The 20,749-nt window shown below is 46.1% G+C and carries 24 protein-coding genes; 3 read left to right on the top strand and 21 right to left on the bottom strand.

Going from position 1 to position 20,749, the window contains the following annotated elements; translation table 11 throughout:
- Positions 1-45 precede the first annotated feature (45 nt).
- The 5 genes from C558_RS0120710 to C558_RS0120690 all read right to left on the bottom strand — a co-directional run bounded on the left by C558_RS0120710 (position 46) and on the right by C558_RS0120690 (position 5,079).
- Complete coding sequence (locus tag C558_RS0120710) at positions 46-354, bottom strand: phasin family protein (protein WP_018758213.1); 309 nt, start codon at positions 352-354, stop codon at positions 46-48.
- A 5-nt stretch (positions 355-359) separates the two neighbouring features.
- Positions 360-1,307 carry a VanW family protein gene (locus C558_RS0120705; protein ID WP_018758212.1) on the bottom strand — a complete coding sequence of 316 codons (948 nt, stop codon included), beginning with the start codon at positions 1,305-1,307 and terminating at the stop codon, positions 360-362.
- Between the two features lie 195 nt (positions 1,308-1,502).
- Entirely contained in the window at positions 1,503-1,658 is a 156-nt protein-coding gene (locus C558_RS33275) for a DUF1540 domain-containing protein (protein ID WP_018758211.1), read from the bottom strand.
- 230 nt (positions 1,659-1,888) lie between these two features.
- The gene (locus C558_RS0120695) at positions 1,889-4,078 is read right to left on the bottom strand and encodes a heavy metal translocating P-type ATPase (protein ID WP_018758210.1); all 2,190 of its coding nucleotides are present in this window, start codon (positions 4,076-4,078) and stop codon (positions 1,889-1,891) included.
- Between the two features lie 155 nt (positions 4,079-4,233).
- Positions 4,234-5,079 (bottom strand): EcsC family protein, encoded by an 846-nt coding sequence (locus tag C558_RS0120690; RefSeq protein WP_018758209.1) that lies wholly within the window; start codon positions 5,077-5,079, stop codon positions 4,234-4,236.
- A gap of 173 nt (positions 5,080-5,252) precedes the next feature.
- Between C558_RS0120690 and C558_RS0120685 the strand changes: the two genes are divergently transcribed.
- Positions 5,253-6,071: an alpha/beta hydrolase gene (locus C558_RS0120685; protein WP_018758208.1), complete on the top strand. Its 819-nt coding sequence runs from the start codon at positions 5,253-5,255 to the stop codon at positions 6,069-6,071.
- 21 nt (positions 6,072-6,092) lie between these two features.
- Here C558_RS0120685 and C558_RS35010 read toward each other — a convergent pair whose 3' ends face one another.
- The 11 genes from C558_RS35010 to C558_RS32720 all read right to left on the bottom strand — a co-directional run bounded on the left by C558_RS35010 (position 6,093) and on the right by C558_RS32720 (position 14,741).
- Complete coding sequence (locus C558_RS35010) at positions 6,093-6,215, bottom strand: hypothetical protein (protein ID WP_018758207.1); 123 nt, start codon at positions 6,213-6,215, stop codon at positions 6,093-6,095.
- Complete coding sequence (locus tag C558_RS0120675; RefSeq protein WP_018758206.1) at positions 6,216-6,722, bottom strand: RNA polymerase sigma factor SigV; 507 nt, start codon at positions 6,720-6,722, stop codon at positions 6,216-6,218.
- 167 nt (positions 6,723-6,889) lie between these two features.
- Complete coding sequence (locus tag C558_RS0120670; protein WP_018758205.1) at positions 6,890-7,810, bottom strand: ABC transporter permease; 921 nt, start codon at positions 7,808-7,810, stop codon at positions 6,890-6,892.
- The gene (locus tag C558_RS0120665) at positions 7,807-8,694 is read right to left on the bottom strand and encodes an ABC transporter permease subunit (protein WP_018758204.1); all 888 of its coding nucleotides are present in this window, start codon (positions 8,692-8,694) and stop codon (positions 7,807-7,809) included. Before C558_RS0120665 ends, C558_RS0120670 begins: the two co-directional genes overlap by 4 nt.
- A 145-nt stretch (positions 8,695-8,839) precedes the next feature.
- The gene (locus C558_RS0120660) at positions 8,840-9,304 is read right to left on the bottom strand and encodes a DinB family protein (RefSeq protein WP_018758203.1); all 465 of its coding nucleotides are present in this window, start codon (positions 9,302-9,304) and stop codon (positions 8,840-8,842) included.
- 26 nt (positions 9,305-9,330) lie between these two features.
- Positions 9,331-9,828 carry a HugZ family pyridoxamine 5'-phosphate oxidase gene (locus tag C558_RS0120655; protein WP_018758202.1) on the bottom strand — a complete coding sequence of 166 codons (498 nt, stop codon included), beginning with the start codon at positions 9,826-9,828 and terminating at the stop codon, positions 9,331-9,333.
- A gap of 19 nt (positions 9,829-9,847) precedes the next feature.
- A complete protein-coding gene (locus C558_RS0120650) occupies positions 9,848-10,639 on the bottom strand; it encodes an ABC transporter ATP-binding protein (protein ID WP_026264046.1) in 792 nt (263 codons plus the stop codon).
- A 1-nt stretch (position 10,640) separates the two neighbouring features.
- Positions 10,641-11,630 carry a FecCD family ABC transporter permease gene (locus C558_RS0120645; RefSeq protein WP_018758200.1) on the bottom strand — a complete coding sequence of 330 codons (990 nt, stop codon included), beginning with the start codon at positions 11,628-11,630 and terminating at the stop codon, positions 10,641-10,643.
- Between the two features lie 39 nt (positions 11,631-11,669).
- Entirely contained in the window at positions 11,670-12,662 is a 993-nt protein-coding gene (locus tag C558_RS0120640; RefSeq protein WP_018758199.1) for an ABC transporter substrate-binding protein, read from the bottom strand.
- 188 nt (positions 12,663-12,850) lie between these two features.
- On the bottom strand, positions 12,851-13,615 hold the full coding sequence (locus C558_RS0120635) for a MerR family transcriptional regulator (RefSeq protein WP_018758198.1): 765 nt from the start codon (positions 13,613-13,615) through the stop codon (positions 12,851-12,853).
- A 127-nt stretch (positions 13,616-13,742) separates the two neighbouring features.
- A complete protein-coding gene (locus C558_RS32720) occupies positions 13,743-14,741 on the bottom strand; it encodes a glucosaminidase domain-containing protein (protein WP_018758197.1) in 999 nt (332 codons plus the stop codon).
- A gap of 248 nt (positions 14,742-14,989) precedes the next feature.
- On the opposite strand from C558_RS32720, the gene C558_RS0120625 reads away from it, so the two are divergent.
- The gene (locus C558_RS0120625; RefSeq protein WP_018758196.1) at positions 14,990-16,513 is read left to right on the top strand and encodes an FAD-dependent oxidoreductase; all 1,524 of its coding nucleotides are present in this window, start codon (positions 14,990-14,992) and stop codon (positions 16,511-16,513) included.
- A 4-nt stretch (positions 16,514-16,517) separates the two neighbouring features.
- Here C558_RS0120625 and C558_RS0120620 read toward each other — a convergent pair whose 3' ends face one another.
- The 3 genes from C558_RS0120620 to C558_RS0120610 are packed head-to-tail and all read right to left on the bottom strand — an operon-like array spanning position 16,518 to position 18,325.
- Positions 16,518-17,039 (bottom strand): hypothetical protein, encoded by a 522-nt coding sequence (locus C558_RS0120620; RefSeq protein WP_018758195.1) that lies wholly within the window; start codon positions 17,037-17,039, stop codon positions 16,518-16,520.
- Positions 17,040-17,071: 32 nt separating this feature from the next.
- Positions 17,072-17,575, bottom strand: coding sequence for a GNAT family N-acetyltransferase (locus C558_RS31530; RefSeq protein WP_018758194.1), 504 nt, complete (start codon positions 17,573-17,575; stop codon positions 17,072-17,074).
- 21 nt (positions 17,576-17,596) lie between these two features.
- Positions 17,597-18,325: an RNA polymerase sigma factor gene (locus C558_RS0120610; protein ID WP_018758193.1), complete on the bottom strand. Its 729-nt coding sequence runs from the start codon at positions 18,323-18,325 to the stop codon at positions 17,597-17,599.
- Between the two features lie 186 nt (positions 18,326-18,511).
- Between C558_RS0120610 and clpP the strand changes: the two genes are divergently transcribed.
- Entirely contained in the window at positions 18,512-19,096 is a 585-nt protein-coding gene (gene clpP, locus C558_RS0120605; protein WP_018758192.1) for an ATP-dependent Clp endopeptidase proteolytic subunit ClpP, read from the top strand.
- Positions 19,097-19,136: 40 nt separating this feature from the next.
- Here the strand turns inward: clpP and C558_RS0120600 are convergent, their stop codons facing one another.
- Both C558_RS0120600 and C558_RS0120595 read right to left on the bottom strand, forming a co-directional pair.
- Entirely contained in the window at positions 19,137-19,790 is a 654-nt protein-coding gene (locus C558_RS0120600; protein WP_018758191.1) for an HAD family hydrolase, read from the bottom strand.
- A gap of 40 nt (positions 19,791-19,830) precedes the next feature.
- Positions 19,831-20,712, bottom strand: a complete 882-nt coding sequence (locus C558_RS0120595; protein ID WP_026264044.1) for an aminoglycoside 6-adenylyltransferase — start codon at positions 20,710-20,712, stop codon at positions 19,831-19,833.
- Positions 20,713-20,749: the final 37 nt, after the last annotated feature.

Here is a 20,749-nt window from a genome sequence, read left to right as displayed (position 1 = left end):
AGCACCCTCCTCGGTACCGGATTTATCTGAGTTCGAATCAACCCTTTATTGATTCTCTGCCAACCGCTGTTCCAGTCTCGCAAGACGCTGGGACAGTTCATCGAACTCTTCCCGCGTCACGCCCCGGATCTGCTGCTCTCCCATGGTACGTTGTACACGCTCCATCACATTCGATTCGATCTTCTGCCGCGCTTCTTCGCCTTTCTTGACAAGTTCATCAACCCATTCAGCGGATTCTTTACGGGTTAGTTCCCCTTTATTGACGAGTTCCTCCACCGTCTTCTCAATTTGTTCCTTGCTTTGAGCAATAATACCAATCCCTAACGATAACGAACGATTCAATAGATCCTTCATCTGATCTAACCTCCTGTATTAAACTGTTGTATATCTAATTGATACGAATCTGAGAAAATCTCTTCCGGCAGCTGTTCCGAGGCGCTCGGCACACCGCGGGACTTGTAATTAACCCCTTCAGACGAATAGATTAGAACTTGAATTTGTCCGCCATGGACCAATGCTCGAATGAATATGGGCTGGTTGTACTTATTCTGGAACACCAGATCCGGACCTCCCCAACTAACCGTCGCATCTCGACCAGGGGGCACATAGGGGACATTTCGACTATGAGAATAGCGCTCAATGATGCGCAGCCCTGCGCGATCAACCGCATTGAACAATGTGGAAGAAATTTGGCAAATTCCACCCCCAACGCCTTCCGCGATCTCCCCTTTGACAATAACATGCGCACGTTGGTATCCCTTTGACTCGGTCCGTATGCCGACGACTTGATTAAAGGAGAACTTCTCTCCTGGAAACAAAACTTGATTATTCACTGCACGCGCCGCCAGGACAATATTCTGGGAACGATTCCTATTCCTCGGGTTGAAATACGTTATGTATTGACCGATTTGTTTCTCTCGGATGATGGAGAGAAGCTCCCGATCGACCTTAGGAAACGAGGGGCGTTGTGGGACTTCGATCTTGGATGAGCCCCCTTCATACATAAATCGATAAAATTGTTCCATGAGCAAACGCCGATCTAACTTTCTCCCCATTTGTTCCGGTATGATCCTCCCAAGATCATCTAGACCCGCATTTACGGGTGGAAGATACACTTTTTTGCCTATATTATCGAGGAACTTCTGGAACTTCTTCTCATTGATAAGCGGAATCCCCGGCTGAGGCAGCACATAATCCGTTCGATGAACGGTTGCCAGTGTCTCTCCATTCCATTCCACAACGAAATTGTCAGGTGAAATTAATCGAGAAAATAGAACAATTACCGTCATAAGTCCATTTGGCCCCATGATTGCTTACCTCCAGTGCACATCTCATTACGTTCTATAATGTGTATCAAAGTGTATGGATTTATCCGATATGTAACAATGGAGTAGAATTCTATTTAACTTACGGGTTCACAAACAGTGGCTTGCAGAAGGTAATTCACTCTATAACGTGTAAATGGGGTAGTCCGGATCATTTCCGACGCTACCCCATTTACATTAGATTTTTGATTCGAACGTTTTACAATCGGTCTCTTCCGAATTTCTAGCATTTGAACCGCGGTTACTTACGACATAGATAGAAGTAGCGTTGCATTTGTTGCCGTTCGCCCAGAACTTGCAGTTATTCACTTCGCATAATACGTCTTTAGCCATGTGATATTCACCTCCCTCACTACTAGAGGTTGTTCAAAAAAGTCATCATTTGATCACGAAGTCATTCAAGAAGCATAATCGACATCGAATCTTGCGTTCACCTTCTCGGTGCTGAAATGCAGACTTTTTGAACACTCACTACTAGCATTGCGGTTTTGGAGAGGTTTATACACGAGCTGTTCATTCTCACTCGATTCTCAATTTAGTATAAACATTTATCCTAATTCTTCTCAATGCTTAAGCTGCTTCGTCAGTCGAAGCGCATTGCAGACAACCGTCACTGAACTAAATGCCATAAGCACACAAGCCGTCATTGGTTCCAGAAAACCCGCGGCTGCCATTGGAATCGTGATCATATTGTAGGCTAGTGAAAACCCGAGATTCTGGCGAATATTGCGCATGGCATTTCGACTTAGTTGAATTGCAGCTGGAACATGAGTGAGATCCCCTCTCAACAGAACAACATCTCCGGCTTCGATCGCCGTTCGTGTCCCTGAGTCCATCGCGATACCAATATCCGCAGCGGTGAGTGCCGCCGTATCATTCACGCCATCTCCGATCATCGCAACTCTACGCCCTTCCGATTGCAGACGATTCACAAGCTGTAACTTGTCAGCAGGGAGCATGCCAGCATATACGTATTCAATCCCTGTACGTCCAGCAACATCAGCCGCTACCGCTTGCTCATCTCCGGTCACCATCATCACGGTCCCGTGCTTCTTCAAAAGTGAAATCCCTTCCGATGAAGAAGATCGGATCGGGTCCGATAAATAGATCGTCGCCTTCCATACGCCATGCAATGCGACATGAAGTCGAGTCTCCCCTGCATGTTTCACCCGCGGCTTCAATGCACCTGGGACTGAGATATCCATCGACTGCAGCCATGATTCTTTTCCAATATGAAGCTGTATGCCTTCGACACAACCCATAATGCCTTGGCTTGCAATCTCCGTCACGGCAGAAGCTTCAGGCAACAATAACTGTTTCTTCTCAGCAGCTGTGACAATGGCTTGTGCCAACGGATGTGCGGAATACCGCTCCAAGGCAGCTGCAATGCGGAGAATATAATTCTCGGATTGACCTGGAGCATCAATCGCTTGAACACTGGGTTTGCCTTCCGTGAGTGTCCCTGTCTTATCGAGCAGGAAGCAATCCATTCGGTAGAGGCTCTCTATATACTTGCCTTCCTTGAACAAAATTCCTCGCCTTGCTGACAAACTCGATGTAATCAGAATGGATATCGGTGTTGCTAATCCAAGAGCACAAGGGCAGGAGACCAATAATACTGCCATCGCGTGATGCCATGCCATCTCAGGATTCCCTGGCAAGATCATATAGTTCCATATCAGAAAGGTAATGGCGCCGCACAGAATCATCGCCGGAACAAATAATGCAGCCAATCGATCCACCTGACGCTGAACGAGCGGTTTACTATGTTGTGCCTGTTCCACGAGCTGAATCATCCTGGACAACTGTGAATTGGCATTGTCAACAGCAGTTCGAATATGAATGAGGCCAGAAACATTCTTTGAGCCGTTGTACACCATATCACCCATAGATTTCTGGACCAGCTTACTCTCCCCTGTCAAGAAAGATTCATCCACTTCCGTCAGTCCTCGAATCAGCTTCCCATCGACAGAGACGACTTCTCCGGGATAGACGATCACGGTCGCTCCGATGCTTAAATCCTCTACGGGTATACATCTCTCTTGTGTACCATCAAGAAGACGAATCATCCGTGCTTGCAGCGATTGCATGTGGCTCATTCCTTTGAGCGCTTTCCCTTTCGCGATAGATTCCAGCCATTTCCCGAGCAACACGGCGGTAAAGATCATCGCACTTGTATCGAAGTAATAATGGGTATGGTGCATCTCCTGGGTATGCATCGCATTAAAAATGAGATAATGGCTATAGAGATATGCCATCGTCGTGCTAAGCGCAACGAGGACGTCCATGTTCGCAGATCGCTGTATCAATGCCTTGTACGCTCCGTAATAGAAAGGGAATCCGATGAGGAATTGCAGGATCGTCCCGATAAGCAGCTGAGTCCAAGGTGAAGCGATGAGCGCCGGCACCTCAATGCTCGGCATCCAAGTAAAATGACTAAACATGACCCAGAATAATGGTATTGACATCAAAGCCGATGCAACGAATCTATTCCTGTAAAATCGAATATCGTTGCTAGCGTGCGTATGTGCATCTTCAAGTTCCTCTTTCACACCATACCCGATCTGCTGGATCTTCTCGGTAATCTGATGAACCTGAATCACATTCGGGTCGAGCTCGACATGGGCCTGTCCGAATGGTAAATTCACGGAGACGGTATCGACACCTGGCAGCTTGCGAAGCGTTCGTTCGATCCTAGCCGAACAGGCCGCACAGGTCATCCCCGTAATCTGAAGCTGAATTTGGGTGTTCATTACACGCTACCTCCCATTTTCATCGTAAATCGATATATTATATGCCTCAGAAGATAGAGCATGCCCTGTCCAATGCTTCTTACACAAAATAAAAATAGGAGTCATACCGAAGTACGCCCCTATTTCTCTACTCTATTTTCCTATATCAAGCCTTGCTAAGCGTGACGATTCTCTAATTCTGCAAGCCTAATCTGGATTCTGCGCTTCCGATATAACTTATGTGCTGCATCTGCTACATCTTGCATCATGCCGCGATTAATCCAAGCGCCGAACACCATTCCTGCAATTGGTATCATCTGAAACAACTTCTTCCAACCCCAGTTATCCCGATAGACTGTCATCACTTCGCGCCAGCCTTCAATTCGGGACAAGGTTGCATTACCCGCTTCAGAATCTTTATACTCCGAAGCCGTCTCAGCATTCAAATCGTCCAGAATAGCGCGTTTACCGACAATGTCTGACGATGTGAATTGCATGACCTTCACCGTAAAGACCCGTTCTTGCTGCGTATTCGGATCGAACCCGTAACATAGTCCAATTTCTTGAATCACCTTCAAGGATAATCCTAGGATCGCCGGTATATCGATTGCGAGGGTGAATATTCCTCCAATGCCTGTCGTTGCGCCTTGCAAGGTCGCAAGTTTACTCCGGCTGTTGGATAGATCAACAGCTACGGCATCCATGATCGATAGCGGTAATTGATCAACAGCAATACTATTCGGGAAGTCGCCTTTTTCTCGTAATTTCTGATTGATTTGCCCACTAGATACGAGATATTTGCCACCGTCTTGAACATATCCGCCAAGCTCGTCGAGTGCCTTGCCAATTTTTTCGTGAATGAACTTCGGTGTAAGCCGATCTAATATTTTGAAAGGAAAACGAGCGATTCGATCCCATATCCATAAATCACGCTGCTCCTGCTCCCATTTGGTTATCCCTTTAAGTTCTTCTTGTAATTCTTCACTCGTTTCCATTCGAGTCGTCCTTTGTTCATCCACCATCGCTCAATCCCCTCATTCTGATCCACATGGGTTGACATGTATTTTTCTAGTACGTGGATGAACTCCAGATCGTTTCAATTTTTTAATATCCATTCAGATTAACCAATTGGGCGCTCTGGGCATATCGTAGAAACATATAGAAGAGCCTATACGCTGAAAGGAATTGATTACAAATGTTTGTACCCTTTCCCTACGTTCGCTATTCCAATCCTTGGCCATATATCGAAAGTCCCTCTTATGAAATACAACCCCAGCCATTGACTTTCGTCCTCATTCATGGTTCATGGGCTGATACAAGCTTCTGGGATGAAATCGCAGCTGAGCTCCGGCATTTGGGACATATGGTGTATGTACCGGAATACGCAGGACATGGTGCAGATCCGAACAAAGCAGTGACGCATACGATGATTACGCAATCTGTTGTCGATTACATTGTGTCTTACAACCTTCACAATATTATCCTCGTTGGTCATAGCTTCGGGGGGACTGTGGTTCAGAAGGTGGCTGAGCAAATACCGGATCGCATTCTCAGAATGGTCTTCTGGAACGCATTCGTGCTCAAGGACGGAGAGAGTGTCGCTAATGAACTCCCACCTGCTGGCCGTGAAATGTTCATACAATTACGCAAAAGTTCACCTGATGATACAATCAAGCTCCCTTTCCCTGTCTTTCGTGAGAACTTCGCCAACACCGCAAGCTTCGAGTTCGCTTCCCATATGTATCATCAAACACCGTCCGAGCCCGCAGGACCACTTTTTGAGAGGCTGGATCTGAAGAAGTTCTACAACCTAACGATTCCAAGAAGTTATGTCAATCTGACAGAGGATACAGCGATCTCCCCACAAGCTGACGGTTCCTACGGTTGGCATCCACACATGTCGAGTCGGCTTGGATTATTCCGCTATATTCAAGGCGGTGGCGACCACTTCTCGACAGCCAAGACCGACCCGCGGTCCGTCGCTTACAGAATCTATGAAGCAGGGCGTGACTAGATTCTCCGACAAGACACCCCATCATTTCGAGGCTGGTGCCTTTCCCTTACGACGCTTGATTGCCTGTTCAACAACACATTCTAGTTCCTTTGGTATTGGAATGTCTTGATACCCTTTCTTTAATTGTTCGATCGGATTGTCCATCTACTGTACCTCCTCAGAACTGTCATCATTCAGCTGGATACGAAGAAGGCGGAGCGCTTGATAGAGTCGCGTCTTAATCGTATTCACGTTCTCTTGCAGGACTTCTGCAACTTCTTCAATCTTCATGTCTTCGAAATATCGAAGGATTACGATGCTGCGATACTTCATAGGCAACTCCTCTAATGCTCGCTTCAGGTCAAGATCTGGATAGTCATCAGCAGTGCCCGAACTATACGATTCCAGTGTTTCATCGTCTACAATTCGAATCCTTTTGTGCTTCCTTAAGAAATCAAGCGACAAATTAACAACAATGCGGAAGAACCAATTTTTAATTGCATCGGGATTTTTCAGCGATTCGGCGGATACTAAGGCTCTATGTATCGATTCTTGGACAATATCAAGGGCATCCTCGGTATTCCGAACATAGCTATATGCGAGACGGTAAATGTTTGTTTGGTAATCTGTTATGCATCGGATTAAACATTCTTCGAGTTCACTTTGAAGCATGAGATCGAATACTCCTTCTCATTAAGCAAATATTCCCCAAGCTTGAATCAATTCCTTGAAGAACAATAAAAGGACTGCAGCAGCACCTTACATGCTGATCTTCAGCCCTTCTACATATAGCTATTATGTCACAATCTCGAGCAAATCATGAGGCGAACACAGAACAATTAAATATGAGATACTTTGGAGTATTTCTCTTTGTAGATGGACTCCAGTCCGACGGAAATGAGATGGAAGCCAAATATAAACACGATGTAAGTAACAAGCGGAATAACTAAGATCCATTGGTAGATTAACAAATAACTCCTTGCTTGGCCGATGAGCCCAGTCCATTCATTCGTTCGACTCACATATTCAATGGGATCAAAGTACATCGTCGTACCGCCTACGAATACATTGAAAATAGCCAATTGACCCAGCAATCCCAAAATAAGAATAATCTCTTGTACGAACAAAATAATGAAGCTTTCCTTCATATGTGGGAAAATATGCGTTCGAATGATGGTCAGGGGGCCAGCACCGATCGATCTCGCCGAGATAATGAATTGCTTCTCCCGGATAACCATCGTTTTATCTTTAATCGTCGAGGCGACGGACGGAATTCCGACGATCGTCATGACGACGGCGAGTATGATCGTCAAATAGACAGGGGATACCACCGGATTGATCGAAATGCCGATCATGACCATCCATACGATGATGAACATAGGAATCCCATTTAATACATTCCATAGGGGCAGCCGTTTCGCACGCGACTTCTTTTCTTTACCGAAATAACCAAGGAGCAGACCGACAATCCCACCGATGAAGATACGAGCAAATGCAACAGCGAGAGATACAATAATCGTGTATTTGGACCCAGCGATTAATTTCGCCATCAGATCCGTTCCTGCCTTATCCGTTCCAAAAGGGTACTCGGCATTCGGAGAGACCGGCGGTACGACTAATGTACCTTGTCCATTCGCATCGACAGTGTAATGGACGCTAACCTGATCCTCCAGATGATTCGGTGCTAGATATTGTCCGAAGAAGGAAGCTGCAATCATGACAAGGGTAATGATGAGTCCTGCAATCAATGCTCGATTCATCGTGTCAACACCTTCTCCCACCCTAGAATCATAAGCCTAAGCAGCAGATACACGATCGCGTAGAGTAACAAGAACGTTAGAATGCCGTTGACGACCAGACTATACTGATAGCTCTTCAATCCAAACGCATTGGTGAAGACAAGCAGTGTAACCCCGTGCAAATTGTACAAATATTCGAATATAAACAGGTTGCCGAACAAGATCCCCATAAATTTATGCAAATCTGCTTTGATGAAGGGCAATACATTGGGCAGGGCATGGCGGAAAATGATATACCCCTTCCGCAGTCCTCGCGATTTCGCGAAATTGATATAATCCTCCGTAAACGTATGCTTCATATGAAGCGCAACATTACGGATCATGTAGTTCGCAGGAATAATGATTGTTGATAGCAGCGGAAGCAGGATGGCAGGTTCATTATCATTGAAACTGCCGACGTTGGCGATGACCCAGCCCGTCTTCATCGCGACGAGTACGATGATGGATTGCAAGACGATCACGATGATGAAGTCTGGCAATGCGCCTGTCAACTCCAGGAGACGCTTGAACCATTCCGCACGTGTAACGGCGAAATAGACGCCAAGCAAGATACCAATCGTCATGCCCATGACTGCACCGAGAACCATATAAAAGGATGTAACTTTAATGCCGTTACCAATCTGCTCCCAGAACGATAATTCATTGCTTCCGGCGTAGTAGCGGAAGGATTGTCCGGTCCAAATGCCATCAATATACTCCCCGATCTTCGTGAAGCCATTCATCCATTGAAAGTGCAGCGCGCCATTCACAGGATCAGCCTGAAAAACAACTGGCAACATCGAAAAAAGAAAGACAATGAGTAGAACCCCCGGCACAAATAGTGATACTTGAAATAGTTTTGACATCGTAGAGAGCTTCCTTTCAGACAGAATGATCAAAGTTCAATCATGTTGTATTCGACAACATCAGGTAAATCCCTCCATTTTTCGCAAAATGTTTCCTGTATCAACAAAAAAAAGAAGCACCTTCTAAGGCGCTCCCTGTTATGTATTAAACTCGACTAGCTTGCCCGGCACATTTGCGGATTAAAGAAATCTGACCTGCGTGCAGTCCCGCGTGATAAAGAACGCGTCCCAACGCTTCACGCGGCGTAGACACACCCATCGGTGTAGTGACCGGCTGGTCCCATGCCTCTGCAGGAAGCTCTTCCATCGCGGAAGTTAAATAGTGATCCGAAGCTTCCGAGAACGCGAGCAACGACGCTAGATCCGTAAATGCAGAATCATCTGTCGAAGGTCCATTGGTCTGATAGATCAGACCTTCCGGAGCTTGCTTCTGGAAGAACCACTCCGCGAACATATACTCTACTTCGGCATTATGCCGAACCATAAAACCAATGGACGATGAGTCATCCGAGAGTTTCAGCGACAACTCTTCAGGTTTCAAAGCGGACATCGATTTCTGGAACCGATCACGGACGGTTCTCCATACGGGACGAACGAATTCATAAGACATGATCGAGTTTACCTCCTTCAAAATCCTTATTTATCTTTCTTATCAACCACGACGTGCTCGAATTTATCACCTGACAGGCTCACATCGAATGCTTGACCAAACCCGACAACGAATCGACCTTCGAGTGGCGTCAATTCGAACAAGGAGAAATCCAATCCACGAAGCATCGTCATCATTTTCTCGCCGAACGAAGTGTTAAATAATTCGAAAATTTCTTCATGACCCTCATTGCCAAGATTTGCAGTCGAGCAAGACCAACGTGCACGCTCGCGAGCAAATACATTCTGCGTCTCACTCTCGTCTGCAATCATCATGACATGAACACGGTCATTGCTCTCCACATAACGATAATGATCAGAGATACGGCTAATATAAATGTACAGCTTGTCATTAAGCTTCACGAAGGGCGCATAGCTAATGAATGGCATACCCTGCTCATCCAAGCTGCTAATCACTAATGTCTTGCGACTGCTCGTAAAATCAACATATTTCTGCTTCATTGTTCCAATATCCATTGTCTTCATCTGATATTCCTCCTCAAATTTAGCCTACATTAGCAACTGCTCTACGAATTGGATGAATGCGCGGCGAGGTCGAATTCGGTGTGAATTCTACTTCAGCCTCGACGCCGTATACATTGCGAATCATTTCATGTGTTAAGACTTCGGACGGTTTACCGACCAACTCCACGACGCCACTCCGAATGACACAAATTTTATCACTATACGTACTTGCCTGATTCAGATCATGCAGGACCATGATAACGGTAATGCCAAGCTCTTTATTCAGCGATCTCACCAATTCTAATACTTCAAGCTGATGCGCAATATCTAAGTATGTTGTCGGTTCATCGAGCAGCAATACCTTAGGACGCTGAGCCAAAGCCATAGCGATCCATGCTCGCTGCGCCTCGCCTCCTGACAAGGATACGACTAGGCGTTTCCGATACGAAGTCATCCCTGTCTGTTCTATCGCCCAATCGATGATCTCATGATCTTCACGCGTCAACCGCTCGAACCATTTCTTATGCGGTGTTCTGCCGTAAGAGACAAGTTCTTCCACCGTCATATCAGCCGGCGTCTGATTGGATTGGCATAAGATGCACATCATCTGCGAAATTTGCTTGCTGCGCATCGCACTCAGCTCTTGACCCGCGATACATACACGACCGCTCTCGCATGGGATCAGACGAGACATCCCCTTGAGCAGCGTCGATTTACCAGATCCATTCGGGCCAATGATCGAGACGATTTCTCCTTCATTGACATGAAGAGAGACGTCTTTCACAATACGATTCCCATCATAACTTATGGATAGCGAAGTAGCTTCCAGCATGCTATACATCACCTTTCCTCATCAGATATAGAAAGTACGGCCCGCCAACGACAGCCATGACAATGCCCGCAGGAATATCGAGTGGAGCGAAGAACGTTCTACCAATCGTATCCGCAACAAGCAATACCAGTGCGCCAAGTCCAATACTCATCGGAATCAGATGTTTGTAATCGGATCCGACCAGCATTCGTGCCATATGTGGAACAACAAGGCCAACGAAGCCAATCATCCCAACCGTTGATACCGATACCGCCGCTAAGTAGACAGCGACGAAAGAGAGAATAATGCGAACGCGATTCAGACTCTCGCCTAGATTCAAGGCAACTTGCTCCCCGAGACGTAATATATTCGCTTGCCGGATACAAAATAACGCAACGATCCAGCCGATGACCGAGTACGGTAACATCACGCGCAGATCTCCCATACCTTTGCCCGACAGACTCCCATTCAACCATTGCAAGGCTCCAGGCAGCTTATCGCTATAAAGGAGGGATAACAACCCGATAATGCCGCCGAAGACAGAATTGACAGCAACCCCAGCAAGGATAACCCGTATTGGCGTGATCCCCCTCTTCTTCCATGCAAGCGCATAGACCATCAGCGCTGACAAGCTGCCGCCAATGATCGCTGCGAAGGGGATAAAGGATGAGAATTGCGGTACGACCAGCAAGATGAATAATACGGCTACAGATGCACCGCTAGATACCCCTGTTAATCCCGGATCCGCGAGCGGATTATTCATAACAGCCTGCAGCATCGCGCCTGATAATGCTAAATTAATGCCAATCACTGCTGCGAGCATGACACGAGGAATTCGAATATCCCACAGGATAGTATCCGATACTTCGCCGCCATGGCCGAAGAGTGCTTTAATAATTTCTACAGGTGAGAATTGAACGCTGCCAAGCCCCATCGATACGATAATGGCTAAGATGAGAAGGACGAACGTCAAGCCTATTGTTAACCCAGTTGCCTTTTTATGTACGAGCACTTGTCTTCCCCCTATTCCACGAACCCAAGAGCTACGTCATTATGAGTACAGAATGCTTAGCATCTGTTGATAGGCATCCGACGCTTTGACGACTGACGCTACGCCGAACAAGTTATAATCCAGCGCTTTGACTTTGTCATTCTTAAATGCGTTCAATTTATCCCACGCACCGTTCTTCTTCACATCTTCTTCGAACTTCTTCACTGCTGTATTGGCATCGCCGTGTGCAACCAATAGAATCACGTCAGGGTTCGCCGCGACGACATTTTCCATATTAAGAGGTATATATGTTTCTTCGGATTTCAGTACATCGGACACCACATTGGATGCTCCTAATTTCTTCGCAATACTTCCTGCAAATGTATTCTCATTCATCATCATGAACGATTCTGCAGAGCCGAATAGAATCATGATCTTCAGTTGTGTCTTTCCACTTGCTTGCTCTACACTTAATTTTTCTTGTTCAGCGAGCTTTGCAAGGAACGCATTGGCTTGATCTTCTTTCTTAAAAATGCGGCTGAGAACGACCGTTGTTAGCTTCAACTCTTCCAGTGAATCGGCTGGCAGATAAGCTGTATTCAAATTCGCGGGCTTAAATTGCTTATCAAGACTTGTCTTGATCGATTCTGGCCCTAGAATGACATCCGGCTGCAGCTTCGTTACTTGCTCGACATCCGGTTTGAGCGCGGACCCGATCCGAGGCAAATCCTTGAATGCTGCGGGTAATTCCAGCGTAGATGTTGGAACGCCGACCGGCATAACGCCTAATTCGTTCAGAATTTCCGAGATCGCAACGGAAGCCACAACCACTTTACTCGGCGCTGCATCCCCGAATTGTGCTTGTAATTCTGCAGCTTTGGTCTCATCTACGGTATAAGCCGACGCAGGAGCTGCTGCTTTCTCCTCAGTTGCAACTTGTGTAGTCGTCTCTTGTCCTGCTTCTGCTGTCTGCTCTTTACTGCTGCAACCAACAGCGAGTGCTAGTAACAAAGCCCCCGTCAATAAACCCCATTTGCGAAACTGTGCATTCATTATGTATGTCTCCCCCACATATTATATTGATAGTGATAATCATTATCATAACTAGGAAGATATTAACACACGTTGTGTGCCATTGACAATAGCTTATTTTCAATATCTAAGAAAACATGAATTCTGCAATGCTTCCATGAGAAAAAGCTCCTTCCATCACGGGAAGAAGCTTTCTTGAACTTCGTTGATTAGGACTGTTGTCCTGTGTAAATATGGATGGCATCACGCAAAAACTCCGCCGCACCCGGGTAGTGGTTGTCGTAATACGCGCGGAAACGCTCGTCATCAACATACATTTGTGCGACACCCGCATGAGCCTCTTTACTATACTCGCTCCAATAATAGGTGAGCCACTGCTTGTGCAAGTCCGCTGCACGTTGCGCAACATCGCTAGCTGGATCCCCTGTCTGGATGGCATCGCCTAGTACAGCAATCACTTCATTGGCAAGGCGCGTGACTTCATCGTGCTGCTCTTGCGTCATATTTTTCAACTTCTCATTCGATTTGTTGACTGTATCATCCCCGTATTTCGACCGGATTTCAGCCCCATATTTGTGCTCATTCTCATCGATCATTTTCTGCTTAAAACCTTCGAATTTCTCACGGTCTGTCATCGTAATTCTCCCTTCGTTAAAGGCAATCGATTTGTCTACATTCGCAATTAACGCATCCAATTGCCGTCTTCTGTCAAGGAGTTGTTCTCGATGCTCTCGAAGCGCGATGGCCCCATTGAAGCTGGGAGAAGTGACGATCTCTTTAATACGATCCAGACTCATTCCGAGTTCTCGATAGAATAAGATCTGCTGCAATCGGTCGACTTCCTTCTGACCATAAATTCGATAACCTGACGAATTGACCTTTGCCGGCTTAAGGAGTTCAATCTCATCGTAGTATCGAAGCGTTCGAGTGCTGATCCCTGCGAGTTTGCCTAGTTTCTGGACTGTATATTCCACATGTTCGCCTCCTGACACCCTCAGGTTACACCTTTACGCAACGTCAAAGTCAACCCTATTTCGCAATCTTTTTTATGCCTAAAAATCATGCTCTTATGTACTTCATTCTCACAACAATCTATGTCAATTATAGCTTCTTATAGTCACTTTTCATAATACCTTTGACCAGACTCGGCCACTTCGGATTGACAGGACAATATTTCGTCGCGACCTTCTCGACGGTTGTATAGCCTTTCTTCACATAATTTTTGGATAGTAGCTGACCGAACTTCTCCACACTTGCACCTTTGGATTTGAAATGAAATGCATCTTTATTCGAACCGCCCGTCGCATTTAAGCCGAACAAATTATTTTTCGTCTTCGCAAGCCTACTCTTGCCATTGCCACTCTCCAGCTTCATCACGGCAATTGTAAAATAAGCATTGATTCCATACTCTTCTTCAATCTCTAAGACCGCTTCTTCGAGCTCATGACCCGCCAATGCCGTACCTTTGAACAACTGCGCAATATGTTCCTCCGATAACCCGGAGTCTGATTGGATGGATGATGTCGGCTTCGCTGGCTCCGTCACGACAGGTGTAGGAATGGTTCGTGCAGGACGCTTCGTCATGGTCACGACATCTGGAAATTCGCGATCTGGATCGATTTCAGGCATATGCTGCGCATAACCACCATGCACATAACCGCCGCCTTTCAGCTGAAGCCAACCATTTGGTGTTTTGCGCACCACCTGCAGGACGGTCCCTTTCTTTTTCGTATCGATTCTCTTGGATGTTGCATAAGGGTTCGCTCGAACATTGAGGTAAGTTGCAGTAATTTCATAACGATCATAGGACGGTTTCGTGGCGTTTACCTTGTTATTCTGAGACGGCTTGGTTATGGACAGGGTTGTTACCCGACTCATTTCTTTCGATACAGATTTTGATGCGCTTAGATGAACTGGAAACATGGGACCTAGTATGGAGGCTTCCATAACAGGAGCATGAGATGATTCCGAATGAGGATTTAGGACACTTGGATTTAAACCCGCTGCTTTTGTGGATGCGAGGAAATCCATACCTACCGTCAAAAGCAATGTCAAACATAATACATATACAAATAATGGATGATTAATTAATCTACGCATGATTACACCTCTTCCTTAAAAGTGATGAAGTAAACCTGCTTCAATATAGGTTAGATTGTACACATTTGAGCGTAAAAAGCATGTCAAACGGTCTGTGAGGAATACTTGTTTATTTGTCGACCTAAGCGGAATCGAACCAACTGAGCTCGTATTCACGAATTCTTGATGTCATTCTTTGGGATGTCCATACATTTTTTTGGTGCGAATTGGGAAAAATTCAGCGAGAACATCGAAGCAGGAGGATACCCATGAAGACAACTGATGCGTTCCCGCAATACCCTGATTCTTACTGGATTGCTTCATCGGAACCAATGACATTCCCCGCATTAAAAGAGGATATCCAAGCGGATGCAGCCGTCGTAGGAGGTGGAATTTCCGGCATTACGACCGCATTGTTGTTAGCCAGAGAGGGATTGGACGTCGTACTTCTCGAAGCTGGAGAGCTCCTAAAGGGCACCACGGGGCACACGACAGCCAAAGTTACCGCACAACATGACCTGATTTATCACGAGTTGATTCAGCATGTGGGCCTGGAGAAGGCACAGTATTACTATCATGCGAATCAAGAAGCGATACAGTTTATCAAAGAGCTTGTCCAAGAAAAGTCCATCGATTGTGGATTAATAGACCAAGATGCTTATATTTACACTAACGATGAGCAGTATTTGCGGAAATTAGAGCTTGAAATGAAGGCTTACGAGCAGATCGGAATTCATGGCGAACTTGTCCAATCCATGCCCCTCTCGTTATCCATGAAGCAAGCACTCGTCATGCGCAATCAGGCTCAATTCCACCCTTTACATTATCTATATGCACTTGTCCGGATGTTCATGAAATTAGGCGGGAAAATTTATGAGCATACCACAGTTACAACCGTTGAGAATGCACCTGAACCAAAGCTCGTTACCCGCGATGGGCATCATGTCACATGTCGTCACGCCGTGTCTTGTTCCCATTTCCCGTTCTATGACGGCATGGGCTTTTATTTCTCAAGAATGCATGCTGAGCGCTCCTATGTGCTTGGGGTCAAAAGTTCGGAGCCATACCCTGGTGGGATGTATATTCGCGCTGAAGATCCAACGCGATCCATACGCAGCACTTCGATGGCGAATGGCGATACTCTCTTGTTGGTAGGTGGCGAGGGGCATAAGACGGGGCAAGGCGTATGTACGATTCGGCATTACGAGGCACTGCAGACCTTTGCGATGGAGCAGTTCAAAGTCGAAGACATACCTTATCGTTGGTCCACACAAGATCTCGTTACATTGGACAAAATCCCTTACATTGGGCAGATTTCATCTGGTGTTCAGAACGTCTATGTGGCGACAGGGTATCGAAAATGGGGTATGACGCAAGGGACCCTGGCAGCCCTTCTGCTGCGGGATACCATTCTTGGACGTGACAATCCGTATCAAGCGCTGTATACGCCGTCTCGGTTCCATGCCGATCCCGATATTAAAACGTTCGTCGTGCAAAATGCGGATGTGGCAAAACATCTTATTGCGGGCAAGTTGGAGATGGTGCGTAAGAAACCTGAGGATTTAGAAGTAGGCGAAGGCGATGTCGTCACCGTGGATGGTCAAAGAGCAGGCGCTTATCGCGATGCGCAAGGGGTTTTGCATATGGTGGATACAACTTGTACCCACATGGGGTGTGAAGTGGAATGGAATGCGGGAGATTTAAGCTGGGATTGTCCTTGTCATGGATCACGTTTCTCGATCGATGGTGAGGTGATGGAAGGGCCAGCCAAGCGGCCCCTTACTCAATTGTAATTGTTTATGCTCGGACCGACCAACGATGCTGATACTGCACGAGCCTCGGATGCATCCGCTGAGGCTCCTCCGTTAAGACAAGACGTAGCTTCACAATCCAAGATTCGAAGGAATCGTAGGATGCGAATTGATTGGCTACCTCAGTCGTGAGATATAAGAAATAAGGTGCAGCATATTGATCGCTGAGATGACGTAAGGCAGAATCGATCGGCGTATACTTCTTCCGTTTACCTTCGAATTGTTCGATCTTCGCTGGAATTCCTGCATGATGCTGCTGCCAATCCACGAGACGATCTAATCGTTTGTAGAAGGCGCTCACCGGCTCCTTCGTCATTCGTCTTACCGTCTCTTCATGGAGTGGGTACAATACCAGTTCCTTAAAATCGTGCGTAGAAGCATACGCAGCGGCAAGTTCCAGATCAAGATCTGTCGTATGCTCAAATGCATCGTAGTAAATTAACGTCCCTTTCCGTGTTAGAACCGGGGGTTCATAACCGAAAGGGACTTTCTGTGCTGATCGTGCCACCTTGTTCCCTCCATGCTGAATCAGTTTGCATTCTATGACAATACTTTCTCTAGACAATAAAAAGGGACGTACGTATGCGGAAAAACAACCGTCCCCTTTAGTTCATAATTTAAGTAGCGGTATAGCTCATAGGCTCTTTTATTCTTCGTGTAACAATCCATTCGTATGCAAGAAAACTCCCTGCTCCGTGCCTCATGCTCGGCATATTCAATAAGCTTCCTTGCGATCCCTCTCCCTTGACACTTCGGATCGACAGCAAGTCGATAGACCGTTAGTACCCGCGTAGTGTCCTTACTTGACCATTGAATATGCTCATATTCTGCAGGTTGCGTCTCACCGAGTGTCATCAATCCGAGGATGGCTTCATCCTCACGATACGTATAAACATTCCCTAATGCTATGTCTGATCTGACAAGATCTGTCGTTGGATAATGCTCGTTCCACTGATCAATTCCTAATTGGTTGAGGTGGTCAGTACACCTATTGATGATGTCCATCAAGTGCTTAAGGTCAGATAGATTCGGTCTTGTAATCATTTTCGCTCTCCCAATGTAAAATTAAGCCGCCATCATCATACTGGTATGGGACTTCGATCTGCCGGCCTGAACCGTGCTCGATCTCTGCATCATTTTATTCTGAATCAGACCGATCATCGCAACAGATTCCATATTATTCTTCTGAATCAGTTGAATTAATGTGCCAATATCTCCGTCTAGATAGGTGCTCGCGAGTCGCTCAATTTGTTCTTTGGCGATATGATCTTCGGTTACAGCCGAATCGATTTTCTTCTCTTCTTTAATATCTGCAAGTGTTTGGCGAGCACGATGAAGTGCTGCTTTTACGGCTCCTTCGGATGTCATCATGATCTGTGATGCTTCCGAAATGGAATACCCGAGCACATCCCTTAGTAGGAACACTGTTCGTTGTCGCGGCGATAAATGCGTCATCAGGTGATGAAAAGCAGCCTCTACTTCCAGCCGGCCGTGATCCGGGTACAAAATGGGCTCTAGCTGTAACTGCTCCATGATTCGGTTCAGGTGGGTTCTTCTCCGCATCTGATCAATCCATGTATTCTTCGCAATCCGAAGCAGCAATGCTTCCGGGTTCAGATGTGTCAGCCCTGGACTGGCACTTAACGCTTTAACCCATGTATCTTGTACCAAATCATCTGCATCATCCAGGGAATTCGTTATGGAAAGACAGTAACGGCGAAGTACAATCTGCAGCTGATCCACACGATCTTGTTGAGACACCTTCTCTACTTGCATAGGTTCGATATAGACCATTTCACAACCTCCTTTGCTCAATAAACAACATTCCCCTTATGAAGCAAACGAATGGTTCTCTTCATAAGATACGCGGCTCAAAAATAAAGTTGTATTTACCCCAAATGGAATAACTTCCGTATCCTATGCCTTCACTGATTCGTTTACCAGAAGAATGACCATAACGAATCCCTTGGAGGTATGAATATGAGTAACTATATCCCTTATGTCGTGGAGCAGACTCGCCTTGGCGAGAGATCCTACGATATTTATTCCCGATTATTGAAGGATCGAATCATTTTCCTAGGTTCCGCCATTGATGACCAAGTTGCGAACAGCATTGTCGCCCAGATGCTCTTCCTCTCCGCAGAAGATCCCGATAAAGACATCTTCCTGTATATTAACAGTCCTGGCGGTTCCACAACAGCAGGATTTGCAATCTACGATACGATGCAGTATATCAAGGCACCTGTTCACACCATTTGTACAGGATTCGCCGCTTCCTTCGGCGCCATTCTGCTGCTGGCTGGAACCGCTGGCAAACGCTTCGCTCTCCCGAATAGCGAGATCATGATTCATCAGCCTAGTGGCGGGGCACAGGGCCAAGCGTCAGATATTGAAATTACCGCCAAACGGATCTTGAAGACGCGTCAACAACTGAACGAGATTACGCAGAAGCATACAGGCCAATCTTTGGAGCGAATTGAGAAAGACATGGACCGTGATCATTTCATGTCCGCCGAGGAAGCATTGGAATACGGCATCATCGACAAGGTGATTTCCCATATGTAATTCGTGAGAAGAGGAGTGTTAAGTGCTCCTCTTTTTTTTGCTATTCATGTGAAAATAATTGAATCAGTTCATGAACCGTCTTCGTAATAAAAGTCGGCTTGATTTGTGCGATTTCTTCACTGCTGCCATACCCGTATTCAATCCCAATGGATGCAATATCATTTTTGTGCGCACCAATGATGTCATGTTTACGATCACCAATCATAATCACACGGTCTTTCTCTACTTGATACCGGTCAAGAATCGATTGGATGATCTCTCCTTTGTCGGACATGGTACCATCCAAGTTGCTTCCACAGACGTCATCAAAGTACATATCGAGTTCAAAATGAGCTACGACCCGTTTCGCAAACACCGTAGGCTTTGAAGTAGCTACAATCAGCCTTCTTCCCTGCTCTCGTAGCATTGTAAGTAAATCTCGGATCCCCGGATAGACATCATTCTCATAGATTCCCGTATCCTTGAAATATTCCCGGTAATACTCTACCGCTTGCTTCGATTGTTCCGCATCGAAATGATAGACTTCCTGAAATGAATTCGCCAGTGGTGGACCGATAAACGGCACTAATTCATCTAAATTCTCGACGTGGATATCGAATTTGCGAAGGGCATATTGCACAGATTTCGTAATGCCTAGCTTCGGGTCCGTCAATGTACCGTCTAGGTCAAATAGTATCGTTTGATAGTTCAACATATGCTGTTTCCTCCCATTCTTCCCGCAGCCTACATCACCATTAATAGATTCCTATTGCATCATACGGTAAATCTCTTACTTGTCGCAGATAACTCAGCATGTTCTCATCATCTCTCATATTATAGGTAAATCCGCCGTCCTCAGCGACTTCAAGTGCAAGCAACCGGAACAACTCACAGGCCGCAAAGACCGCGTCCCAGAACTTCTCATGCTCGCGATCCGGATAGGTCGATTCATATTTCTCCCAATATGGTGATGGTAGATAGGTTTTGAAGTATTTCCCCATTTTTCCCGTTGAAACACCGAATTCATGCTGTGAACCGACCCACCAAGTTACCATGTGATCCAACATGGCTTTTGACGTGTGTTCAAACATAGATCTTGCATAGGGCATTTCGTCCCGCCAAATTCCCTTGGCTACGTTCTGCAGACACCACCAAAATTCATTGCAGCAATGGAGAAATTGAACTTCTGTCGGCTTATTTTCGTGATACTCTTCATCAGATGGCGCTGGAATCGATGGCAGGCAGTGATCCTTGTCTAACAAGGGAACCGTCAATTTATCGCTCACATAACCTTCCAACATCGATTCTTGAGTCTCGATATGCAGGTCAATTCGATTCCCATCCGTGAACAGCATAAGATAAGTATAGGATCGATCGAAGTTCATCGGTGTGCCCGCTTCCTGGTCCATCTTATCCGGCTCCTGAATCATCAGCAGATCTCCGAACACTTGAATCCACGTTTCATCTTGAATAAATGAAGAGGTCTCTGTCACGACATACACAATATCGTAATCTTGAAAAATATCTCTCGGAGCATTCGGGTTCGTCCTCGAACCGTTCATATATACCGCACGTATCCGGTCATCGCGCTTCGCGATACCGAGAATCAGATCGAACATTTCTTGTTCGGTTCGCATCGTTACTTGTTCCTTCATCTTCATCTCAATCTGTCCC

It is taken from the genome of Paenibacillus terrigena DSM 21567 (genome assembly GCF_000374845.1).
GTDB classification, from domain to species: domain Bacteria; phylum Bacillota; class Bacilli; order Paenibacillales; family Paenibacillaceae; genus Paenibacillus_K; species Paenibacillus_K terrigena.
The sequence above is the reverse complement of the archived record's forward strand: the minus strand, read 5'-3'. Positions and strand labels throughout refer to the sequence as shown.

Bases quoted from the DNA above. Each gene is read 5' to 3' on its own strand.
- C558_RS0120710 (WP_018758213.1), bottom strand. From the start codon at position 354: ATGAAGGATCTATTGAATCGTTCGTTATCGTTAGGGATTGGTATTATT.
- C558_RS0120705 (WP_018758212.1), bottom strand. From the start codon at position 1,307: ATGGGGCCAAATGGACTTATGACGGTAATTGTTCTATTTTCTCGATTA.
- C558_RS33275 (WP_018758211.1), bottom strand. From the start codon at position 1,658: ATGGCTAAAGACGTATTATGCGAAGTGAATAACTGCAAGTTCTGGGCG.
- C558_RS0120695 (WP_018758210.1), bottom strand. From the start codon at position 4,078: ATGAACACCCAAATTCAGCTTCAGATTACGGGGATGACCTGTGCGGCC.
- C558_RS0120690 (WP_018758209.1), bottom strand. From the start codon at position 5,079: ATGGTGGATGAACAAAGGACGACTCGAATGGAAACGAGTGAAGAATTA.
- C558_RS0120685 (WP_018758208.1), top strand. From the start codon at position 5,253: ATGTTTGTACCCTTTCCCTACGTTCGCTATTCCAATCCTTGGCCATAT.
- C558_RS35010 (WP_018758207.1), bottom strand. From the start codon at position 6,215: ATGGACAATCCGATCGAACAATTAAAGAAAGGGTATCAAGACATTCCA.
- C558_RS0120675 (WP_018758206.1), bottom strand. From the start codon at position 6,722: ATGCTTCAAAGTGAACTCGAAGAATGTTTAATCCGATGCATAACAGAT.
- C558_RS0120670 (WP_018758205.1), bottom strand. From the start codon at position 7,810: ATGAATCGAGCATTGATTGCAGGACTCATCATTACCCTTGTCATGATT.
- C558_RS0120665 (WP_018758204.1), bottom strand. From the start codon at position 8,694: ATGTCAAAACTATTTCAAGTATCACTATTTGTGCCGGGGGTTCTACTC.
- C558_RS0120660 (WP_018758203.1), bottom strand. From the start codon at position 9,304: ATGTCTTATGAATTCGTTCGTCCCGTATGGAGAACCGTCCGTGATCGG.
- C558_RS0120655 (WP_018758202.1), bottom strand. From the start codon at position 9,828: ATGAAGACAATGGATATTGGAACAATGAAGCAGAAATATGTTGATTTT.
- C558_RS0120650 (WP_026264046.1), bottom strand. From the start codon at position 10,639: ATGCTGGAAGCTACTTCGCTATCCATAAGTTATGATGGGAATCGTATT.
- C558_RS0120640 (WP_018758199.1), bottom strand. From the start codon at position 12,662: ATGAATGCACAGTTTCGCAAATGGGGTTTATTGACGGGGGCTTTGTTA.
- C558_RS32720 (WP_018758197.1), bottom strand. From the start codon at position 14,741: ATGCGTAGATTAATTAATCATCCATTATTTGTATATGTATTATGTTTG.
- C558_RS0120625 (WP_018758196.1), top strand. From the start codon at position 14,990: ATGAAGACAACTGATGCGTTCCCGCAATACCCTGATTCTTACTGGATT.
- C558_RS31530 (WP_018758194.1), bottom strand. From the start codon at position 17,575: ATGATTACAAGACCGAATCTATCTGACCTTAAGCACTTGATGGACATC.
- C558_RS0120610 (WP_018758193.1), bottom strand. From the start codon at position 18,325: ATGGTCTATATCGAACCTATGCAAGTAGAGAAGGTGTCTCAACAAGAT.
- clpP (WP_018758192.1), top strand. From the start codon at position 18,512: ATGAGTAACTATATCCCTTATGTCGTGGAGCAGACTCGCCTTGGCGAG.
- C558_RS0120600 (WP_018758191.1), bottom strand. From the start codon at position 19,790: ATGTTGAACTATCAAACGATACTATTTGACCTAGACGGTACATTGACG.
- C558_RS0120595 (WP_026264044.1), bottom strand. From the start codon at position 20,712: ATGCGAACCGAACAAGAAATGTTCGATCTGATTCTCGGTATCGCGAAG.